General features: G+C 71.1%; 2 protein-coding genes. Both read left to right on the plus strand.

Annotated elements, in window-relative coordinates:
• Positions 1-11 precede the first annotated feature (11 nt).
• Positions 12-10,574 carry an SDR family NAD(P)-dependent oxidoreductase gene (locus tag AC4BEG_RS32380; protein ID WP_490707276.1) on the plus strand — a complete coding sequence of 3,521 codons (10,563 nt, stop codon included), beginning with the start codon at positions 12-14 and terminating at the stop codon, positions 10,572-10,574.
• A 14-nt stretch (positions 10,575-10,588) separates the two neighbouring features.
• Complete coding sequence (locus tag AC4BEG_RS32385) at positions 10,589-21,238, plus strand: SDR family NAD(P)-dependent oxidoreductase (RefSeq protein ID WP_490703220.1); 10,650 nt, start codon at positions 10,589-10,591, stop codon at positions 21,236-21,238.
• The last annotated feature ends 9 nt before the right edge of the window (positions 21,239-21,247 follow it).

Here is a 21,247-nt window from a genome sequence, read left to right on the forward strand (position 1 = left end):
CGAGCGGATCGATGGGCGAAGAGCAGAAACTCCGCAGCTATCTGCGCCGGGTGACCTCCGAACTGCGCACCGCCAACCGCAAGGTGCGCGAGCTGGAGCAGCGTGATGTCGAGCCGATCGCGATCGTCGGCATGAGCTGCCGTTTCCCCGGCGGGGTGACCTCGCCGGAGGAACTGTGGGAGCTGGTGGCGTCCGGGCGGGACGCCATGGGCCCGTTCCCGACCGACCGCGGCTGGGACCTGGAGCGGCTCTACGACCCCGACCCGGAGCGGCCGGGCAGCGCCTATGCGACCGAAGGCGGGTTCGTCGACACCGTTCCCACCTTCGACGCCGACTTCTTCGGGATCAGTCCGCGTGAGGCGCTGGCCATGGACCCGACCCAGCGGCTGACGCTGGAGACGGCGTGGGAGGCCCTGGAGGACGCGGGCATCGACCCGACGACCCTGCGGGGCAGCGACACCGGTGTGTTCGCGGGCACCGTCTCCTCCGACTACGGCCCGTCGACGCTGCCCGAGCTGGAGGGGTTCCGGGTGACCGGCACCCAGAGCAGTGTCATGTCCGGCCGCGTCGCCTACAGCCTCGGTCTCGAGGGACCGGCGGTCTCGATCGACACCGCGTGCTCCGCCTCCCTCGTGGCCCTGCACCTGGCCGCGCAGGCCCTGCGGGCGGGCGAGTGCTCGCTCGCGCTCGCCGGTGGTGTCACCGTGCTGGCCGGGCCCTTCCTGTTCGTGGAGTTCAGCCGGCAGCGCGGACTGGCCCGCGACGGGCGGTGCAAGGCGTACTCGGCGTCCGCGGACGGGACCGGATTCTCCGACGGCGTCGGTCTGGTGGTGCTGGAGCGGCTGTCGGACGCCCAGCGCAACGGGCGGACGATCCTCGGTCTGATCCGGGGCAGCGCGGTCAACCAGGATGGCGCCAGCAACGGTCTGACCGCGCCGAACGGTCCGTCGCAGGAGCGGGTCATCCGCCAGGCCCTGGCCAGCGCCGGGTTGAGCCCGGTCGAGATCGACGCGGTGGAAGGCCACGGGACGGGCACCAAGCTCGGGGACCCGATCGAGGCCCATGCCCTGCTGGCTACGTACGGCCGGGAGCGGGACGGGGATCCGCTGTGGCTGGGGTCCATCAAGTCGAACATCGGTCATACGTCTGCCGCGGCGGGTGTGGCGGGTGTGATCAAGATGGTGATGGCGATGCGGCACGGTGTGCTGCCGCCGACCCTGCATGTGGATGAGCCGTCGCCGCATGTGGACTGGGAGTCGGGGCGCGTCGAGTTGCTGACCGAGGCCCGGGACTGGCGGGTTGAGGGGCGTCCGCGTCGTGCGGGTGTCTCCTCGTTCGGTGTGAGTGGCACCAACGCGCATCTGATCCTCGAGGAGGCTCCGGCCGAGGAGCCGTCCGAGGAAACGACGCCGGTCGTGCCCGTGCGGCCCGCTGGTGCGGTGCCGGTGGTGGTGTCCGCGCGGACGGACGAGGCGTTGCGGGCGCAGGTGGAGCGGTTGCGTTCGCACCTGATGGCGCGGCCTGAGGTGTCCGTGGTGGACACGGCGTACTCCCTGGTGACATCGCGCGCGTTGCTGGACCGCCGGGCGGTGGTGGTGGCCGGGAGCCGGGAGGAGCTGCTGGCGCGGCTGACCGGGGTGACGGTTGGTGAGGCGGCTGTTGGTGGTAAGTCGGCGTTTTTGTTCTCGGGTCAGGGTTCGCAGCGTTCGGGGATGGGTCTGGAGCTGGCCGGGGCGTTTCCGGTGTTCGACCGGGCGTTGACCGAGGTGTGTGCGGAGTTGGATCCGCGGCTTGGTCGTTCGGTGCGGGAGTTGCTGGCCGCTGATGGTGAGGTGCTGAATGCGACCGAGTTCACGCAGGTGGTGTTGTTCGCGGTTGAGGTGGCGCTGTTCCGGTTGGCGGAGTCGCTGGGGGTGCGGCCGGATTACCTGATCGGGCATTCGGTTGGTGAGATCGCTGCCGCGCATGTGGCGGGTGTGCTGTCGCTGGCGGATGCTGCCGAACTGGTGGTGGCGCGCGGCCGGTTGATGGGTGCGCTGCCCACCGGTGGCGCGATGGTGGCCGTTCAGGCTGCTGAGGCTGAGGTGGCTGAGTCGCTGGCCGGGTTCGAAGGCCGGTTGGAGATCGCCGCGGTGAACGGGCCGCTGGCGGTGGTGGTGTCCGGTGACGAGGACGCCGTGGAGGAGTGGCTGCCTTGGTGGGAGGGTCGTAAGACGTCCCGGCTTCGGGTGTCGCATGCGTTCCACTCCCCGCGGATGGAGCCGATGCTTGAGGAGTTCCGCGCGGTGGCGGAGGGGCTGACCTATGCCGAGCCTCGCATCCCGGTCGTCTCCAATGTGTCCGGTGAGCTGGTGTCGGCCTTCGACGCGGATTATTGGGTGCGCCATGTCCGTCAGGCGGTCCGGTTCGCCGATGGTGTGCGGTCGCTGTGGGATCTGGGTGTGCGGCGGTTCCTGGAGCTGGGGCCGGACGCTGTCCTGACGGCGATGGCGCGGCAGTGCGTGGAGGATGACACCGAGGCGGCGTTCATTCCGGCCCTGCGGGCCAAGCATGCCGAGCGGGAGACCTTCGCCGGTTTCCTCGGCTGTGCCCACACCGCGGGTGTGGAGGTGGACTGGAACGCCTTCTACGCCAACACCGGTGCGCAGCACGTGGGTCTGCCCACGTACGCCTTCCAGCGTGAGCGGTACTGGCTGACCCCGGGCACCGCTCCGGGCGATGTCTCGGCCGCCGGGCTCGTCGGCGTCGAGCACCCCATCCTGGCCGCGGCCGTGCGGGTCGGCGACCACGACGAATGGGTTCTCACGGGCCGCATCTCCACGGAGACCCAGCCCTGGGCCGCGGAACATCTGCTGCTCGGCACCATGGTCGTGCCCGGTACGGGGCTGGTCGAGCTGGCCCTCACCGCCGGACGTCACACCGGAGCCCCGGTCCTCGACGAGCTGGTGCTGGAATCCCCCCTGGTCGTACAGCCCGACGTCACCCGGCAGCTGCACATCACCGTCGGGACGTCGGGCCCGGATGGCCGCCGCGATGTGGCGATCTACTCGCGGTCGGAGAACGGCGCCGGTACCGCGGAGACCGAGACCACGTGTCACGCCCGCGGCACCCTCGGCACCGACAGTGCGCCCGCCGGGGCCTGGCCGGAGAAATGGCCGCCGCAGGACGCCGAACCCATGCCCGTCGACGAGCTCTACGGTCGTCTCGCCGACCTCGGATACGACTACGGCCCGCTGTTCCACGGTGTCGAGGCCGTCTGGCGCGACGGCGACGAGACCTACGCCGAGGTGACCCTGCCCGAGGGCCACGAGGGCTTCGGCATCCACCCCGCGCTCTTCGACTCCGCGTTGCAGAGCGGTGTCGTCCTGCTGACCGGAGACGACGCCGCCGCGCATCTCATGCCGTTCAGCTGGAGCGGTGTACGGCTCCATCGCCCCGGTGCTTCGCGGTTGCGGGTTCGCTCCACCATGATCGGTGGCACCTCGTTGCGGCTGGATGCGGTGGACGAGGACGGAGCCCCGGTGGTGTCCGTACGCTCCCTCGTCGTCCGTCCCGTGGAGCAGGAACGCATCGACAGCGCTCGCGGTGACGCGCGGCAGTCGCTGTACACGGTGGAATGGACGCGGATCGAAACCGGCCCGACCGACGGGACACCGGACCACATCCGGATCGGCGCGGGGGAGACCTACCCGGACCTGGACGCTTTGGAGCGTGCGCTCGCCGAGGGCGCCACTGCGCCGCGGGCAGTGCTCGCCACCGTGTCCGCCACAGGCGAGGACACCCCCGGCGCGGCGCGCGCCACCGCCGGTGAAGCGCTCCTTCTGGCGCAGCGATGGCTGGCCAGTGAGTGGCTGGGTGAAGCACGGCTGGTGGTGGTGACCCGTCATGCGGTCGCCGTCGATGGTGAGGTTCCCGACGCCGCCCAGGCGGCGGTATGGGGTCTGCTGCGCAGTGCGCAGTCCGAGCACCCGGGCCGGTTCGTACTGGTCGACGTGGACGGTGTCGAGCCCGACTGGGACGCCCTGCTCAACACGGACGAGCCCCAATGGGCGGTACGAGACGGCCGGTTGCTGGCGCCGCGGCTCGCGCGTCCCGACGCGGCGGCCGGTCAACCGCCCGCTCTCGACCCGGACGGGACCGTTCTGGTCACCGGTGGTCCGGCTGGTCTGGGCGCGGTGTTCGCCCGTCACCTCGCGGCCACACACGGCGCCCGTCATCTGCTGCTGCTCAGCCGCCGCGGTCCGGAGGCCGACGGCGCTGCCGAGTTGGTCACGGAGCTGGAGGGCCTGGGCTGCCGAGTCCGCGTCGCAGCGTGCGATGTGTCCGACCGGGACCAGCTCGCGGCGGCGCTCGGCTCTCTGGAGCGCCCGCTGACGGCCGTGGTGCATGCGGCCGGTGTACTTGACGATGGTGTGATCGAGGCGCTGTCGCCGGAGCACATCGAGCGGGTGATGCGCCCGAAGGTGGATGCCGCGTGGCATCTGCACGAACTGACCGCCGGGACCGACCTCTCGGCCTTCGTGCTGTTCTCGTCGGTGGCCGCGCTCATCGGCAGCCCCGGTCAGGGCAACTACGCGGCGGCCAACGCCGCGCTGGACGCGCTCGCCGCGTCGCGCCGTGCCTCGGGGCTGCCCGCCACCTCACTGGCCTGGGGCCTGTGGGGTGACGCGGGCGGAATGTCGGGCGAGCTCAGCGAGGCCGACCTGGCCCGTCTGGAGCGCACCGGTGTGGGCGCGCTGTCCCAGCAGCGCGGACTCGAGCTGTTCGACCTGGCCCTCGGCACCGGCGCGGCGCTCCTGGCACCCGTCCAGCTCGACCCGGCCGCGCTGCGGGCCCAGGCCCGGTCCGGTCTGCTGCCCGCGCTGCTGCGCGGTCTGGCACCCGTGCCCGCCCGGCGCGCCGAGACCGGCGGTTCGCTCGCTCAGCGCCTCGCGGGAGTCGCGGAGCCCGACCGGGAGCGGATGGTCCTGGATGTGGTGCGGGAGCAGGTGGCGGCCGTCCTCGGCCACGCCTCCGCCACGGCGATCGACACCGACCGCGCCTTCAAGGAGCTCGGGTTCGACTCGCTGAGCGCGGTGGAGCTGCGCAACCGGCTCACCCAGGCCACCGGTGTACGTCTGCCCGCCACGCTGATCTTCGACCACCCCACCCCGACCGCCGTCGCGCGGCTGCTGTTGTCCGAGTTCGGCGGTGTGGAGGCGGCACCGAAGCCCGTCACCCGGACGAAGCGGGTCACGCTGGACGAGCCACTGGCCATCGTCGGCATGAGCTGCCGCTACCCCGGCGGGGTGACCTCGCCGGAGGAGCTGTGGGAGCTGGTGTCCCAGGGCCGTGACGCGGTGGGCGGGCTGCCCACCGACCGCGGCTGGGACCCGGGCATCTACGACCCCGACCCGGACCAGCACGGGAAGATCAACACCAGTGGCGGTGCCTTCCTCGAGCGCATCGGGGAGTTCGACGCGGAGTTCTTCGGCATCAGCCCGCGCGAGGCCACCGCGATGGACCCGCAGCAGCGGCTGCTGCTGGAGGCGTCGTGGGAGGCGTTCGAGCGCGCGAGTATCGACCCGACGACGCTGCGCGGCAGTGACACCGGTGTGTTCGCGGGCGTGGTGACCACCGACTACGGCGGCATGTCCTCTGGCGAGTTGGAGGGCTACCGCCTGACCGGGACCACGACAAGCGTGGTGTCCGGCCGGATCGCGTACACGCTGGGCCTGGAGGGTCCGGCGGTGTCGGTGGACACCGCCTGCTCCTCCTCCGCCGTCGCCCTGCACCTGGCGGGGCAGGCGCTGCGAGCCGGTGAATGCTCCCTGGCGCTGGTGGGCGGTGTGACCCTGCTGGCCGGCCCCTACCTCCTGACCGAGTTCAGCCGCCAGCGCGCGGTGTCGCCGGACGGACGCTGCAAGGCGTACTCGGCGTCGGCCGACGGGACCGGGTTCTCCGACGGTGTCGGTGTGGTGGTGCTGGAACGGCTGTCGGACGCCCAGCGGAACGGGCGGGCGATCCTGGGTGTGATCCGGGGCACGGCGGTCAACCAGGACGGCGCCAGCAATGGCCTGACCGCGCCGAACGGCCCCTCGCAGGAGCGGGTCATCCGACGCGCCCTCGAGAACGCCGGGCTGCGACCGTTCGACGTGGACGCGGTCGAGGGCCACGGGACGGGTACGAAGCTGGGCGATCCGATCGAGGCGCAGGCGCTGCTGGCCACGTACGGCCGGGAGCGGGACGGGGATCCGCTGTGGCTGGGGTCCATCAAGTCGAACATCGGTCATACGTCTGCCGCGGCGGGTGTGGCGGGTGTGATCAAGATGGTGATGGCGATGCGGCACGGTGTGCTGCCGCCGACCCTGCATGTGGATGAGCCGTCACCGCATGTGGACTGGGAGTCGGGGCGCGTCGAGCTGCTGACCGAGTCCCGGGAGTGGCCGGTCGCAAACGGTCGTCCGCGTCGTGCGGGTGTGTCGTCGTTCGGTGTGAGTGGTACCAACGCGCACATCATCGTCGAGGAGGCTCCGGCCGAGGAGCCGGTGGCCGAGGAGCGGACCGCGCCCGCGACTCCGCTGCCGGTGGTGGTGTCCGCGCGGACGGACTCGGCGCTGCGCGCGCAGGTGGAGCGGTTGCGTGCACATCTGGTGTCCCGGCCGGATCTGTCGGTGGCGGACACCGCGTACTCGCTGGTGACCTCGCGGGCGCTGTTGGACCGCCGGGCGGTGGTGGTGGCCGGTGACCGTGATGAACTGCTGGCGCGGCTTGCCGAGGTGTCGCCGGAGTCCGGTGTCGCGGGGCAGACGGCGTTTTTGTTCTCGGGTCAGGGTTCGCAGCGTTCGGGGATGGGTCTGGAGCTGGCCGGGGCGTTTCCGGTGTTCGACCAGGCGTTGACCGAGGTGTGCGCGGAGTTGGATCCGCGGCTTGGTCGTTCGGTGCGGGAGTTGCTGGCTGCCGAGGGTGAGGTGCTGAATGCGACCGAGTTCACGCAGGTGGTGTTGTTCGCGGTTGAGGTGGCGCTGTTCCGGCTGGCCGAATCCCTCGGCATGCGCCCGGACTACCTGATCGGACACTCCGTTGGAGAGATCGCTGCCGCTCATGTGGCGGGTGTGCTGTCGCTGGCGGATGCTGCCGAACTGGTGGTGGCACGGGGCCGGTTGATGGGTGCGCTGCCCACCGGTGGTGCGATGGTTGCCGTTCAGGCTGCCGAGGACGAAGTGGCCGAATCCCTTGCCGGGTTCGAGGGCCGGTTGGAGATCGCCGCGGTCAATGGGTCGCGGGCCGTTGTCGTCTCGGGTGATGAGGAGGCGGCGGAGGAGTGGCTGCCGCGATGGGAGGGCCGTAAGACGACCCGGCTTCGGGTGTCGCACGCGTTCCACTCCCCACGGATGGAGCCGATGCTTGAGGAATTCCGCGCGGTGGCGGAACGGTTGGAGTATGCCGAGCCTCGCATCCCGGTCGTCTCCAATGTGTCCGGTGAGCTGGTGTCGGCCTTCGACGCCGACTACTGGGTGCGGCATGTCCGTCAGGCCGTCCGGTTCGCCGACGGTGTGCGGACGCTGTGGGACCTGGGCGTGCGGCGATTCCTCGAGCTGGGCCCCGACGCCGTCCTGACGGCGATGGCGCGGCAGTGCGTGGAGGATGACACCGAGGCCGCGTTCATCCCCGCCCTGCGCGCCAAGCGCGGCGAGAGCGCGACCTTCGCGGCTTTCCTCGGCCGCGCCCACACCGCGGGCGTGGAGGTGGACTGGAACGCCTTCTACGCCAACACCGGCGCCCAGCCCGTCGATCTGCCCACCTACGCCTTCCAGCGCGAGAACTACTGGCTCTCCCGTAAGCCCGGCGCCGGTGATGCCACAGCTGCCGGTCTGGACCGGATGAGGCACCCGATCCTCGCCGCGGCCGTGCAGGTCGGTGACCGCGACGAATGGGTGTTCACCGGGAGCATGTCCCAGGAGACCCAGCCGTGGACTCGCGATCACATGGTGTTCGGCATCGTGCTGGTGCCCGGCGCCGCGATGGTCGAGATGGCACTGACCATCGGCAGGCGGCTGGGCAGCGATGTTGTGGACGAGCTGGTCATCGCCGCCCCCCTGGTCCTGGAGGACCACGTCACGCGGCAGATCCGGGTCATGGTCGGCCAGGCCGGTGAGGACGGCCGTCGCGAGATCGCCTTCTTCTCCCGGATCGAGGGCGGCGAGGACGAAGCCACCGAGCTGACCTGCCACGCCCGCGGCTGGCTCTCCGCCAAGGCCGAACCCCTGGAGGCGCTGCCCGTCCCGTGGCCGCCCGCGGATGCCGAGTCCCTCGCCGTGTCCGAGCTGTACACGCTACTCAACCGGAACGCCCACCTCACCGACGTGGGCTTCGACTACGGCCCGGCCTTCCGCGCCGTGCAGTCCGCCTGGCGCCGGGGCGACGAGGTCCTTGTCGAGCTGGCGCTGCCCGAAGTGGCCGGCCCGGCCGACGGGTTCGCCATCCACCCGGCGATGTTCGACTCCGCCCTGCACGGCGGGCTCGGCATGCTCGACATGGGTGAGGACAACCCCAGCGGGCTGCCGTTCTCCTGGTCCGGTGTGCAGTTGGAGCGCTTCGGGCTCACCCGGGTCCGGGTGCGGATCACCCTGCCGGACCCGACCTCCCTGCGGCTCGACATCGCGGGCGACGACGGTCTGCCGCTCGCCTGCCTGCGGCGGCTCGACGTCCGCCCGGTGGAACAGGCGCATCTGGAAGCCGCGCGGCAGGACGGTGAACGCCACCTCTACGAGATGGACTGGGTCCCCGCGAAGGCCGCCGCGGCACGGCCCGTCGGTTTCGCCGCGCTCGGCGAGATCGGTGGTGGGTCGGTGGACCGGTTCGCCGATCTGGCCACGCTGGAAAAGGCTCTGGCCGATGGTGCGAGTGCACCCGAGGTGGTGCTGACCGCGGTCGGCACCCCGGACGGTGATGTGGCCGGGGCGGCCCGAGCTGCCACCGGTGAGACGTTGGAGCTGGTACAGAAGTGGCTGGCCAGCGAGTGGCTGGGTGAGTCCCGGCTGGTCGTGGTGACCCGCGGTGCGGTGTCCATCGACGGTGAGGCTCCCGCTGTTGCCCAGGCGGCGACGTGGGGTCTGCTGCGGAGTGCCCAGTCGGAGCACCCGGGGCGGTTCGTCCTGGTGGACCTGGACGGCGATGAGCCGGACTGGGGCGCGGTGCTGGAGACGGACGAGCCGCAGCTCGCGGTGCGCGGCGGGCAGTTGCTGACGCCGAGGTTGTCGCGCACGGCCGCCGCTGGTGAGTCGGCGACCGCGTTCGACTCCGAGGGCACTGTGGTGGTCACCGGTGGTACGGGTGGTCTGGGTGCGGTGTTTGCCCGTCATCTCGCGGCCGCGCATGGTGTGCGTCATCTGCTGTTGCTCAGTCGTAGGGGCCCGAGCGCTGATGGTGTCGCGGAGTTGGTGGCGGAGCTGGAGGCGCTCGACTGCCGGGCCCGGGTGGTGGCGTGTGATGTGTCCGACCGTGAGCAGCTTGCTGCCGCTCTGGGCTCGGTGGAGCGTCCGCTGATGGGTGTGGTGCATGCGGCTGGTGTGCTTGAGGACGGTGTGGTCGAGTCGCTGTCGCCGGAACAGATCGAGCGGGTGATGCGACCGAAGGTGGACGCGGCGTGGCATCTGCACGAGCTGACCGCTGAGGCCGACCTCTCCGCGTTCATCTTGTTCTCTTCGGTGGCCGCGCTGATCGGCAGCCCTGGTCAGGGCAACTATGCCGCCGCGAACGCGGCTCTTGACGCGCTGGCGGCGTCGCGGCGTGCTGTGGGGCTTCCCGCGACCTCGCTGGCGTGGGGTCTGTGGTCGGAGGCCGTGGGTATGGCCGCACAGCTCGGTCAGGGGGAGTTGGCCCGGCTGGAGCGTATGGGGGCCAAGGCGTTGACGACCGAGTTGGGTCTCGGTCTGTTCGACGAGGCCCTGACCTCCGACGTGGCGCTGTTGGCGCCGGTCCGGCTGGACACCGCGGTGCTGCGTGCCCAGGCCAGGGCCGGGTCGATCCCGGCCGTCCTGCGCGGGCTGGCACCCGCCCCGGCCCGGCGCGTGGAGACCACCACGGTGTCCCTGCGTGACCAGCTGGCCGGAGTCGCCGCGGAGGACCGGGAGCAGGTCATCCTGGACATGGTCTGCGGCCAGGTGGCGGCCGTGCTCGGGCATGCCTCGGCCGCTGCCATCGAACCCGAACGCGCCTTCCAGGAAATCGGCTTCGACTCGCTCGGCGCCGTCGACCTGCGCAACCGGCTGACTCAGGCCACCGGTGTGAGCCTGCCCGCCACGTTGGTGTTCGACTACCCCACACCCGCGGAGATCGCGCGCCTGCTACTCGCCGAATTCGGCGGTGTCGCAGCCGCCGAACCACCCATCCACAAGGAACTCAAGAAGCTGGAGGACATGCTCGCCACGATCGCCGAAGACGACCGGCGCCAGGTGGCCGAGCGTCTGCGCCGCCTGTTGTCGGTCGTCGCCGACGACGACGAAGCGGAGAGCACGGCCGAGCGCATCGAAGCGGCCACAACGATGGACGAGGTCTTCCAAATGATCGACGCCGAGTTCGGCGAAGCGTGACGAGGGGCGCGGAAATGGCAGAGAACACCGATCAGCAGGAGAAGATCGCCCGCTATCTCAAGAAGATGGCGAGCGACCTCAACCAGGCCCGTGCGCAGCTTCGCGAGTACGAGTCCCGCGACGGGGAGCCCCTTGCGATCGTCGGCATGAGCTGTCGCTACCCAGGTGGGGTGACCTCGCCGGAGGAGCTGTGGGAACTCGTGGCCACGGGCCGCGACGCCATCGGCCCGTTCCCCACCGACCGTGGCTGGGACCTGGAGCGGCTCTACGACCCGGACCCGGACCGACTCGGCACCGTGTACACCAGGGAGGGTGGGTTCGTCGACGGCGCTGCCGAGTTCGATGCCGACTTCTTCGGGATCAGCCCGCGCGAGGCGACCGCGATGGATCCGCAGCAGCGGCTGCTGCTGGAGGCGTCGTGGGAGGCGCTGGAGGACGCCGGCATCGATCCGAACCGGCTGCGCGGCAGCAACACCGGTGTGTTCTGCGGTGTCGGCCCGTCCGACTACGCGTCGATGCCCGCGGGAACCCTGCCCCAGATCGAGGGCTTCCGCCTGACCGGTTCCACCACTAGCGTGGTGTCCGGCCGTATTGCCTACAGCCTCGGTCTTGAGGGCCCGGCCGTGTCCGTGGACACCGCCTGTTCCGCCTCCGCCGTCGCCCTGCACCTCGCGATCACCGCGCTGCGGGCGGGCGAGTGCTCATTGGCGCTCGCCGGTGGTGTCACCGTGCTGGCCGGTCCGTTCCTGCACATGGAGTTCAGCCGGCAGCGCGGTCTTGCTCCCGACGGGCGGTGCAAGGCGTACTCGGCGTCCGCGGACGGGACCGGATTCTCCGACGGTCTCGGTCTGGTGGTGCTGGAGCGGCTGTCGGACGCCCAGCGCAACGGGCGAACGATCCTCGGTCTGATCCGGGGCAGCGCGGTGAACCAGGACGGCGCGAGCAACGGTCTGACCGCGCCGAACGGTCCGTCGCAGGAGCGGGTCATCCGTCGGGCCCTCGAGAACGCCGGGCTGTCGCCGTCCGATGTGGACGCCGTTGAGGGCCACGGCACGGGAACCGTGCTCGGTGACCCCATCGAGGCCCAGGCTCTGCTGGCGACGTACGGCCAGGACCGCGACGGCGATCCGCTGTGGCTGGGGTCCATCAAGTCGAACATCGGTCACACCTCGACCGCCGCCGGTGTCGCGGGTGTGATCAAGATGGTGATGGCGATGCGGCACGGTGTGCTGCCGCCGACCCTGCACGTGGATGAGCCGTCGCCGCATGTGGACTGGGAGTCGGGCCAGGTCCGGCTGTTGACCGAGGCCCGGGAGTGGCGGGTTGAGGACCGTCCGCGCCGCGCCGCCGTGTCGTCGTTCGGTGTGAGTGGCACCAACGCGCACATCATCGTGGAGCAGGCGCCCGCGGAGGAGCCGTCCGAGGGCGCTCCGGTCGATGTGGTCCGGCTCGCCGGATCGGTGCCGGTGCTTCTTTCCGCCCGCAATGACGCGGCGCTGCGGGCGCAGGCCGAGCGGTTGCGGGAGCGCGTGGCCGCCGACGCGGAGGTGTCCGTCGCGGACATCGGCTTCTCGTCCGCGACAACCCGGGCACTGCTGGACCGCCGAGCCGTGGTGGTGGCCGATGGCCGCGATGAACTGCTCGCGCGGCTGGCCGAGTTGACGGTTGGTGAGGCGGCTGTTGGTGGTAAGTCGGCGTTTTTGTTCTCGGGTCAGGGTTCGCAGCGTTCGGGGATGGGTCTGGAGCTGGCCGGGGCGTTTCCGGTGTTCGACCGGGCGTTGACCGAGGTGTGTGCGGAGTTGGATCCGCGGCTTGGTCGTTCGGTGCGGGAGTTGCTGGTCGCTGATGGTGAGGTGCTGAATGCGACCGAGTTCACGCAGGTGGTGTTGTTCGCGGTTGAGGTGGCGCTGTTCCGGTTGGCGGAGTCGCTGGGGGTGCGGCCGGATTACCTGATCGGGCATTCGGTTGGTGAGATCGCTGCCGCGCATGTGGCGGGTGTGTTGTCGCTGGCCGATGCGGCTGAACTGGTGGTGGCACGGGGCCGGTTGATGGGTGCGCTGCCCACTGGTGGTGCGATGGTTGCCGTTCAGGCTGCCGAGGACGAAGTGGCCGAATCCCTTGCCGGGTTCGAGGGCCGGTTGGAGATCGCCGCGGTCAATGGGCCGCGGGCCGTTGTTGTCTCGGGTGGTGAGGAGGCGGCGGAGGAGTGGCTGCCGCGGTGGGAGGGTCGCAAGACGTCCCGGCTTCGGGTGTCGCATGCGTTCCACTCGCCACGCATGGAGCCGATGCTCGAGGAGTTCCGTGCGGTGGCGGAGGGGCTGACCTATGCCGAGCCTCGCATCCCGGTCGTCTCCAATGTGTCCGGTGAGCTGGTGTCGGCCTTCGACGCGGACTACTGGGTGCGGCATGTGCGTCGGGCGGTCCGGTTCGCCGATGGTGTGCGGACGTTGTGGGATCTGGGTGTGCGGCGGTTCCTGGAGCTGGGGCCGGACGCTGTCCTGACGGCGATGGCGCGGCAGTGCGTGGAGGATGACACCGAGGCGGCGTTCATTCCGGCCCTGCGGGCCAAGCATGCCGAGCGGGAGACCTTCGCCGGATTCCTCGGCCGCGCCCACACCGCGGGTGTGGAGGTGGACTGGAACGCCTTCTACGCCAACACCGGAGCCCAGCACGTGGATTTGCCCACGTACGCCTTCCAGCGTGAGCGGTACTGGCTGACCCCGGGCACCGCTCCGGGCGATGTCTCGGCCACCGGACTCATCGCCGTCGACCACCCCGTACTGGCCGGTCGGGCACTCATCGGTGATCGCGACGAATGGCTCTTCACCGGCCGTATCTCCACCGAAACCCAGCCGTGGGCACGCGACCACGTCGTCATGGGCGCGGTTATCGTGCCCGGCGTCGCACTGGTCGAGATGAGCTTGGCAGCCGGGCGCGAGGTCGGCTGCGATGTGCTCGACGAGCTCGTCATCGAGGCCCCGTTGGCCCTGGCGGACACGGCGGCGCGGCAGATCCAGATCATCGTCGGTCACACCGATGACGACGGCCGCCGTGAGTTCGTCATCTTCTCGCGGCCCGAGAACGACGACGCGGACGAGCAGCCTGACGCGACCTGCCACGGCCGTGGCTGGCTGTCGCCGGAACCCAGGTCCACGTCCGCGTGGGATATCGCATGGCCGCCTGAGGACGCCGAGCCCCTCGCCGCGGAGGCGCTCTACACCCGCATGGCCGACATCGGTTACGACTACGGGCCGCTGTTCCAAGGGGTGATCGAAGCGTGGCAGGACAACGACGTCGTCTATGTCGAGCTTGCCCTGCCGGACGACGCTGACGCACAAGGATTCGGCATCCACCCAGGACTCTTCGACTCCGCCGTGCAGAGCTCACTCTTCGGCGAGAAGCCGGACGACACCCTCGTGATGCCGTTCTCGTGGAACGGTGTCCAGCTCAGCCGGACCGGTGTGGCGCGTGCCCGCGCCCGGCTGACCCCGGCGGGTGAGGCCGCCTTCCGCATCGACATCGTGGACGAGTTCGACGAGCCGGTGCTCAGCATGGACAAGCTGGTGTTCCGTCCGGTCGACCAGGCCCAGCTGAAGCGATCCGCCGAGACGGCGGGGTCGCTGTACCGGCTGGACTGGACCCCGGTCACGGTCGCCACCGGTCGGTCCGCCCGGGTCGCGGTGCTCGGTGGACTTCCCGCCGAGGGTGAGCCGTTCGAGGACCTGGCCGCGCTGGAGCAAGCCGTGGCGGATGGTGACTCGGTGCCCGAGCTGGTGCTCGCGGTCGTCGACGCCACGGAGGCCACGGAGGCCACGGACGCAACGACGGCCGCGGTCCAGGCGCTGGCCCTGGTGCAGCGGTGGCTCGCCACTGAGTGCCTGGGTGGTGCCGCGCTGGCGGTGGTGACCCGGCGTGCGGTCGCCGTCGAGGACGAGGTGCCCGACGTCGCGCAGGCCGCGCTGTGGGGCCTGTTGCGCAGCGCGCAGTCCGAACACCCGGGGCGGTTCCTGCTGGTCGACCTCGACACCGACGATGTGGCCGGCGGGTTGCAGTGGGGCGGGTTGCCCGACCTGGACGAGCCGCAGCTCGCGGTGCGCGGCGGGCAGTTGCTGACGCCGAGGTTGTCGCGCACGGCCGCCGCTGGTGAGTCGGCGACCGCGTTCGACTCCGAGGGCACTGTGGTGGTCACCGGTGGTACGGGTGGTCTGGGTGCGGTGTTTGCCCGTCATCTCGCGGCCGCGCATGGTGTGCGTCATCTGCTGTTGCTCAGTCGTAGGGGCCCGAGCGCTGATGGTGTCGCGGAGTTGGTGGCGGAGCTGGAGGCGCTCGACTGCCGGGCCCGGGTGGTGGCGTGTGATGTGTCCGACCGTGAGCAGCTTGCTGCCGCTCTGGGCTCGGTGGAGCGTCCGCTGATGGGTGTGGTGCATGCGGCTGGTGTGCTTGAGGACGGTGTGGTCGAGTCGCTGTCGCCGGAGCAGATCGAGCGGGTGATGCGGCCGAAGGTGGACGCGGCGTGGCATCTGCACGAGCTGACCGCTGAGGCCGACCTCTCCGCGTTCATCTTGTTCTCTTCGGTGGCCGCGCTGATCGGCAGCCCTGGTCAGGGCAACTATGCCGCCGCGAACGCGGCTCTTGACGCGCTGGCGGCGTCGCGGCGTGCTGTGGGGCTTCCCGCGACCTCGCTGGCGTGGGGTCTGTGGTCGGAGGCCGTGGGTATGGCCGCACAGCTCGGTCAGGGGGAGTTGGCCCGGCTGGAGCGGATGGGGGCCAAGGCGTTGACGACCGAGTTGGGTCTCGGTCTGTTCGACGAGGCCCTGACCTCCGACGTGGCGCTGTTGGCGCCGGTCCGGCTGGACACCGCGGTGCTGCGTGCCCAGGCCAGGGCCGGGGCGATCCCGGCCGTCCTGCGCGGGCTGGCACCCGCCCCGGCCCGGCGTGGTGAGGCCGGAGGGTCTCTCGCCCGGCGCTTGGCGGGTGTGCCGGATGCGGACCGTGAGCGGGTCGCGCTCGAACTGGTGCTGGCCCAGGTGGCGGGTGTGCTCGGCCATGCCTCGGCCACTTCCCTCGACCCTGGCCGCGCCTTCAACGAGCTCGGCTTCGACTCGCTGAGCGCCGTCGAACTGCGCAACCGGCTCACCCAGGCCACCGGTGTGCGGCTGCCCGCAACCCTGGTGTTCGACCACCCGTCACCCAGGGCGGTGGCGCGTCTGCTGGTATCGCAGATCACGGTGGACCCCGCGAGCGGTCGCACACGTGCGGCACGGCCGCGGCGCGTCGACACCGGCGAACCCCTGGCGATCGTGGGCATGAGCTGCCGGTTCCCCGGCGGGGTCTCCTCGCCGGAGGAGCTGTGGGAGCTCGTGGCCACGGGCCGCGACGCCATGGGCCCGTTCCCGACCGACCGTGGCTGGGACCTGGAGCGGCTCTACGACCCGGACCCCGACCAGGTCGGGACGGTGTACACACGGGCCGGTGGATTCGTCGACCGCATCGGCGAGTTCGACGCGGACTTCTTCGGGATCAGCCCGCGCGAGGCGCTGGCGACCGACCCGCAGCAGCGCCTGCTGCTGGAGACGTCGTGGGAGGCGTTCGAGGACGCGGGCATCGACCCGACCTCGCTGCGCGGCAGCAACACCGGTGTCTTCTGCGGCACCGTCGCCTCGGGCTATCACGCCACCATGGCTCCCGAACTGGAGGGTTACCACCTCACCGGCACCACCATGAGCGTGGTGTCCGGCCGGATCGCTTACACACTCGGCCTGGAGGGTCCGGCGGTGTCGGTGGACACCGCCTGCTCCTCCTCCGCCGTCGCCCTGCATCTGGCGTCCCAGGCGCTGCGGGCGGGCGAGTGCGAGACGGCCCTCGTCGGCGGTATCTCGCTCATGGCCACCCCCGACCTGCTCATCGGCTTCAGCCGACAGCGCGGTCTGGCGAGCGACGGACGGTGCAAGGCGTACGCGGCGTCGGCTGACGGGACCGGCTTCTCCGACGGCGTGGGTGTCGTGGTGGTGGAGCGGCTGTCGGACGCCCAGCGCAAGGGCCGCCGCATCCTCGGTCTCATCCGGGGCAGCGCGGTGAACCAGGACGGCGCGAGCAACGGTCTGACCGCGCCGAACGGTCCGTCGCAGGAGCGGGTCATCCGCCAGGCCCTGGCCGGTGCGGGGCTGAACCCGGTCGACGTCGACGCGGTCGAGGGCCATGGCACCGGTACGAAACTCGGTGACCCCATCGAGGCGCAGGCGCTGCTCGCCACCTACGGCCAGGACCGGGACGGCGATCCGCTGTGGCTGGGGTCCATCAAGTCGAACATCGGTCACACCTCGGCCGCGGCGGGTGTGGCGGGTGTGATCAAGATGGTGATGGCGATGCGGCACGGTGTGCTGCCGCCCACCCTGCATGTGGATGAACCATCGCCGCATGTCGACTGGGAGTCCGGTCGGGTCGAGCTGCTGACCGAGGCCCGGGAGTGGCCGGCCGCAAACGGCCGTCCGCGTCGTGCGGCTGTGTCGTCGTTCGGTGTGAGCGGCACCAACGCGCACATCATCATCGAGGAGGCACCGGCCGAGGAGCCGGTGGCCGACGAGCGGACCGCGCCCACCGCTCCGGTGCCGGTCGTGGTGTCCGCGCGCACCGACGCGGCGCTGCGGGCGCAGGCGCGACGGCTGCGGGAGCGCGTGGCCGCCGATGCGGACGTGTCCGTCGAGAACATCGGCTTCTCCTCGGCCACCACCCGCGCGCTGCTGGAGCGGCGCGCGGCCGTGGTCGCCGCGGACCGCGCAGAACTGCTGGCGGGCCTGGACGCACTGGCCTCGGCGGCCCCGGCGGCGAACGTCGTCGACGGCCAGGTCATCGCCTCGGGCGCCAAGCCGGTGTTTGTGTTCCCCGGTCAGGGCGCGCAGTGGGAGGGCATGGCGGTCGAACTGCTCGACTCCTCGCCCGTGTTCGCCGCCGAGATCGCCGCCTGCGGTGAGGCGCTGTCCGAGTTCGTGGACTGGTGCCTGGAGGATGTGCTGCGGGGCGCGCCGGGCGTGCCGTCGATGGAACGCGTCGATGTCGTCCAGCCCGCGCTGTTCGCGGTGATGGTGAGCCTGGCGGCGCTGTGGCGTTCCTACGGTGTGGAGCCGTCTGCGGTGGTCGGCCACTCGCAGGGTGAGATCGCCGCCGCGTACGTGGCCGGTGCCCTGTCGCTGCCGGACGCCGTCCGGATCGTGGCGGTGCGCAGCCAGTTGGTGCGCGACCGCCTCGCGGGGCTCGGCGGCATGATGTCGGTCGCGCTGCCGGTGGAGCGGGTCGAGGAGCTGATCGCCCCGTATGAGGGCCGGGTGTCGGTGGCGGCGGTGAACGGCCCGGCGGCCGTTGTGGTCGCCGGTGAGCCGGGAGCCCTGGACGCCGTGATGGCCGTGTGCGAGCGGGAGGAGATCCGGGCGCGGCGGGTCAATGTGGACTACGCGTCGCACACCGCGCATGTCGAGGCGCTGGAAGCGGAGCTGCTGGAGGCGCTGGCCTCGGTGGTACCGACGGCGGGGAAGGTGCCTGTGTACTCCACGGCGGTCGGCGCGTTCGTCGACACCGCCACGATGGACGCCGCGTACTGGTACGGCAATCTGCGCAACCCGGTCGGGTTCGAGCCCGCCATCCGCGCCCTCATCGACAAGGGCATGGGCTGCTTCCTGGAGATGTCCCCGCACCCCGTGCTCACGATGGCGGTCGAGGAGACCGTCGAGGCGCAGGACGCGGCGGGCCGGGTGGCCGTGGTCGGGTCGTTGCGCCGGGACGAGGGCGGGCTCGCCCGGTTCTGGCTGTCGTTGGGCCAGGCACATATCGCCGGGGTCGGCGTGGACTGGGACGCGGTGTACGCCGGAACGGGTGCGCGGCGCGTGCCTCTGCCCACCTACGCCTTCCAGCGCGAGAACTACTGGCTGATGCCGTCAGCCCAGGCCGGTGATGTCGGAGCGGCCGGTCTCGACCAGGTCGAGCACCCCGTCCTGGCCGCTGCCGTGCAGTTCGGTGACCGTGACGAGTGGGTGTTCACCGGGCGATTCTCGACCGAGTCGCAGCCGTGGGTACGGGACCACGTCGTCCTCGGCGTGGTGATCGTTCCTGGTACGGCATGGGTGGATCTGGCGTTGGCCGCCGGCCGACGCGTGGGCACACCGGTGGTGGACGAGCTGGTCATGGAGTCGCCGCTGTTGCTGGAGGAAGGGGCGACCGCACAGCTGCGCGTCACGGTCGGTACAGCCGGTGAGGACGGCCGCCGTGAGGTGATGATCTTCGCTCGCTCCGGGGTCGGGGACGACGCCGGGATGACCTGTCATGCGCGTGGCTGGCTGGCCACGGAGGACACCACACCGGTGTCGTCGTGGCTCCCGGCGCAGTGGCCGCCCGCGGATGGTGTGGAGATGACCGGCGGCGCGCTGTACGCCGGGATGGCCGAGCTCGGGTTCGACTACGGACCGGTGTTCCAGGGAGTGCGTACGGCGTGGCGTGTCGATGACGTGGTGTTCGCCGAGGTGGCACTGCCGGGTGACACCGGCGGTGAGGGCTTCGGTCTTCATCCGGCCCTGTTCGACGCCTCGTTGCACGGTGCGTTCGCCGAGAAGGGCTCGGACGGCGGGGCGACGATCCTGCCGTTCTCGTGGTCGAAGGTGTCCGGCGGGCGTTCGGGTCTCTCCCGGGTCCGGGTGCGGATCTCGCCCGCGGGTGACGCCGCCCTGCGCGTGGATGTGGTGTCCGAGCAGAGCGAGCCGGTGCTGACCCTGGAGCGCTTGGACATGCGCCCGGTCGAACCGGCTCAGCTGGAGCGGCTGGGCCGAAGTGGCGGACAGTCGGTGTACCAGCTCGACTGGACGCCGGTGACCCTTGGCGCGAGTCGGCCCGTGCGGGTCGCGGCTCTCGGCGAACTGGCCGAGCCGGCACGGTCCGTGGCCGACGGTGGCCCCGTACCGGAGCTGGTGCTGGCCACGGTCGACACCCCGGACGGGGACGTGGCCGGGGCTGCCCGGGAAGCCACCACCCAGGCACTGGCCTTGGTGCAGAGGTGGCTGGCCGCCGACTGGCCGGCCGAAGCCCGGCTGGTTGTCGCGACCCGCGGGGCCATTGACGCTGTCGGTGGCGAGACCCCCGACATGGCCCAGGCCGCGGTCTGGGGTCTGCTGCGCAGCGCCCAGTCCGAGCACCCGGACCAGTTCATCCTGGTGGACCTGGACGGCGACGAGCCCGACTGGGGCGCGGTGCTCGACGCGGACGAACCGCAACTCGCGGTCCGCGGCGGCCGGGTGCTGGCACCCAGGCTGTCCCGCGCCTCCGCCGGTGCGTCGATGACCACGTTCGACCCCGAGGGCACCGTGGTGATCACCGGTGGTACGGGCGGTCTGGGCGCCCTGTTCGCCCGACACCTGGCCACCGCGCGCGGTGTCCGTCATCTGCTGCTGCTCAGCAGGCGCGGTCCGGAGGCCGATGGCGCCGCCGAGTTGGTGGCCGAGCTGGCGGCCCTGGACTGCCACGCCAACGTCGCCGCATGCGATGTGTCCGACCGGGAGCAGCTGGCCGCCGCGCTCGGCTCCCTCGAACACCCGCTGACCGCCGTTGTGCACACCGCGGGCGTGCTCGACGACGGTGTGGTCGAGGCGCTGACGCCCGAGCAGATCGAGCGGGTCATGCGGCCGAAGGTGGACGCGGCGTGGCATCTGCACGAGCTGACCGCCGACGCGGACCTCTCCGCGTTCGTCCTGTTCTCCTCGGTGTCCGCGCTCATCGGCAGCCCGGGTCAGGGCAACTACGCGGCGGCGAACGCGACCCTGGACGCGCTGGCCGGGCTCCGGCGGGCCACGGGACTGCCCGCCACCGCGCTGGCGTGGGGTCTGTGGTCGGACGCGGGTATGGCCGCCCGCCTGGACGAGGCAGAGTTCGCCCGCCTGGAGCGCATGGGTATCAGCGCGCTCACCGCCGAGACCGGTCCCGCGCTGTTCGACCAGTCGCTGGATGTCGACGCGGCCGTGGTGGCTCCGGTCCTGCTGGAGACGACCGCGCTGCGCGCCCAGGCGCGGGCCGGGATGCTGCCGCCGCTGCTGCGGGGGCTGGTCCGGACCCCGGCAAGGGTGGTCGACGCCAGCGCGGGTGCGCTGGTCCAGCGGCTGGCCGCAGTGGCGGAGACGGACCGCGAGCGCATCGTCCTCGAACTGGTCCAGGCCCAGGTGGCCGCGGTCCTCGGACACGCCTCGGCCGCGTCCATCGAGCCCGAGCGGGCGTTCAAGGACATCGGCTTCGACTCGCTCAGCGCGGTGGAGCTGCGCAACCGGCTCACCCAGGCCACCGGTGTGCGGCTGCCCGCCACGCTCGTGTTCGACCACCCCACACCGGCCGCGGTCGCCGACCTGGTGCTGTCGGAGGTCGGCGGTGGGGAGCAGGCCGAGCCCCTCATCGACCAGGAGATGAGGAAGCTCGAGGACATGCTCGCCGCGAGTTCCGCGGACGAGCAGCAGCGGGTGGCCAAGCGCCTGCGCACCCTGCTGTCCAGCATCAGTGCCACTGCCCAGGCGACCGGTGCCGGCGCGGGCGACGGCGGTCAGGGCGACAAGAAGCAGCACGCCAAGGAGCGGATCGAGGCGGCCACCACGGCCGATGAGATCTTCCAGATGATCGATGTGGAGTTGGGCGACGCGTGACGGGGGACA

The sequence above is a fragment of the Streptomyces sp. JLBJ103 genome, assembly GCF_058215575.1.

Bases quoted from the DNA above. Each gene is read 5' to 3' on its own strand.
- AC4BEG_RS32380 (WP_490707276.1), top strand. From the start codon at position 12: ATGGGCGAAGAGCAGAAACTCCGCAGCTATCTGCGCCGGGTGACCTCC.
- AC4BEG_RS32385 (WP_490703220.1), top strand. From the start codon at position 10,589: ATGGCAGAGAACACCGATCAGCAGGAGAAGATCGCCCGCTATCTCAAG.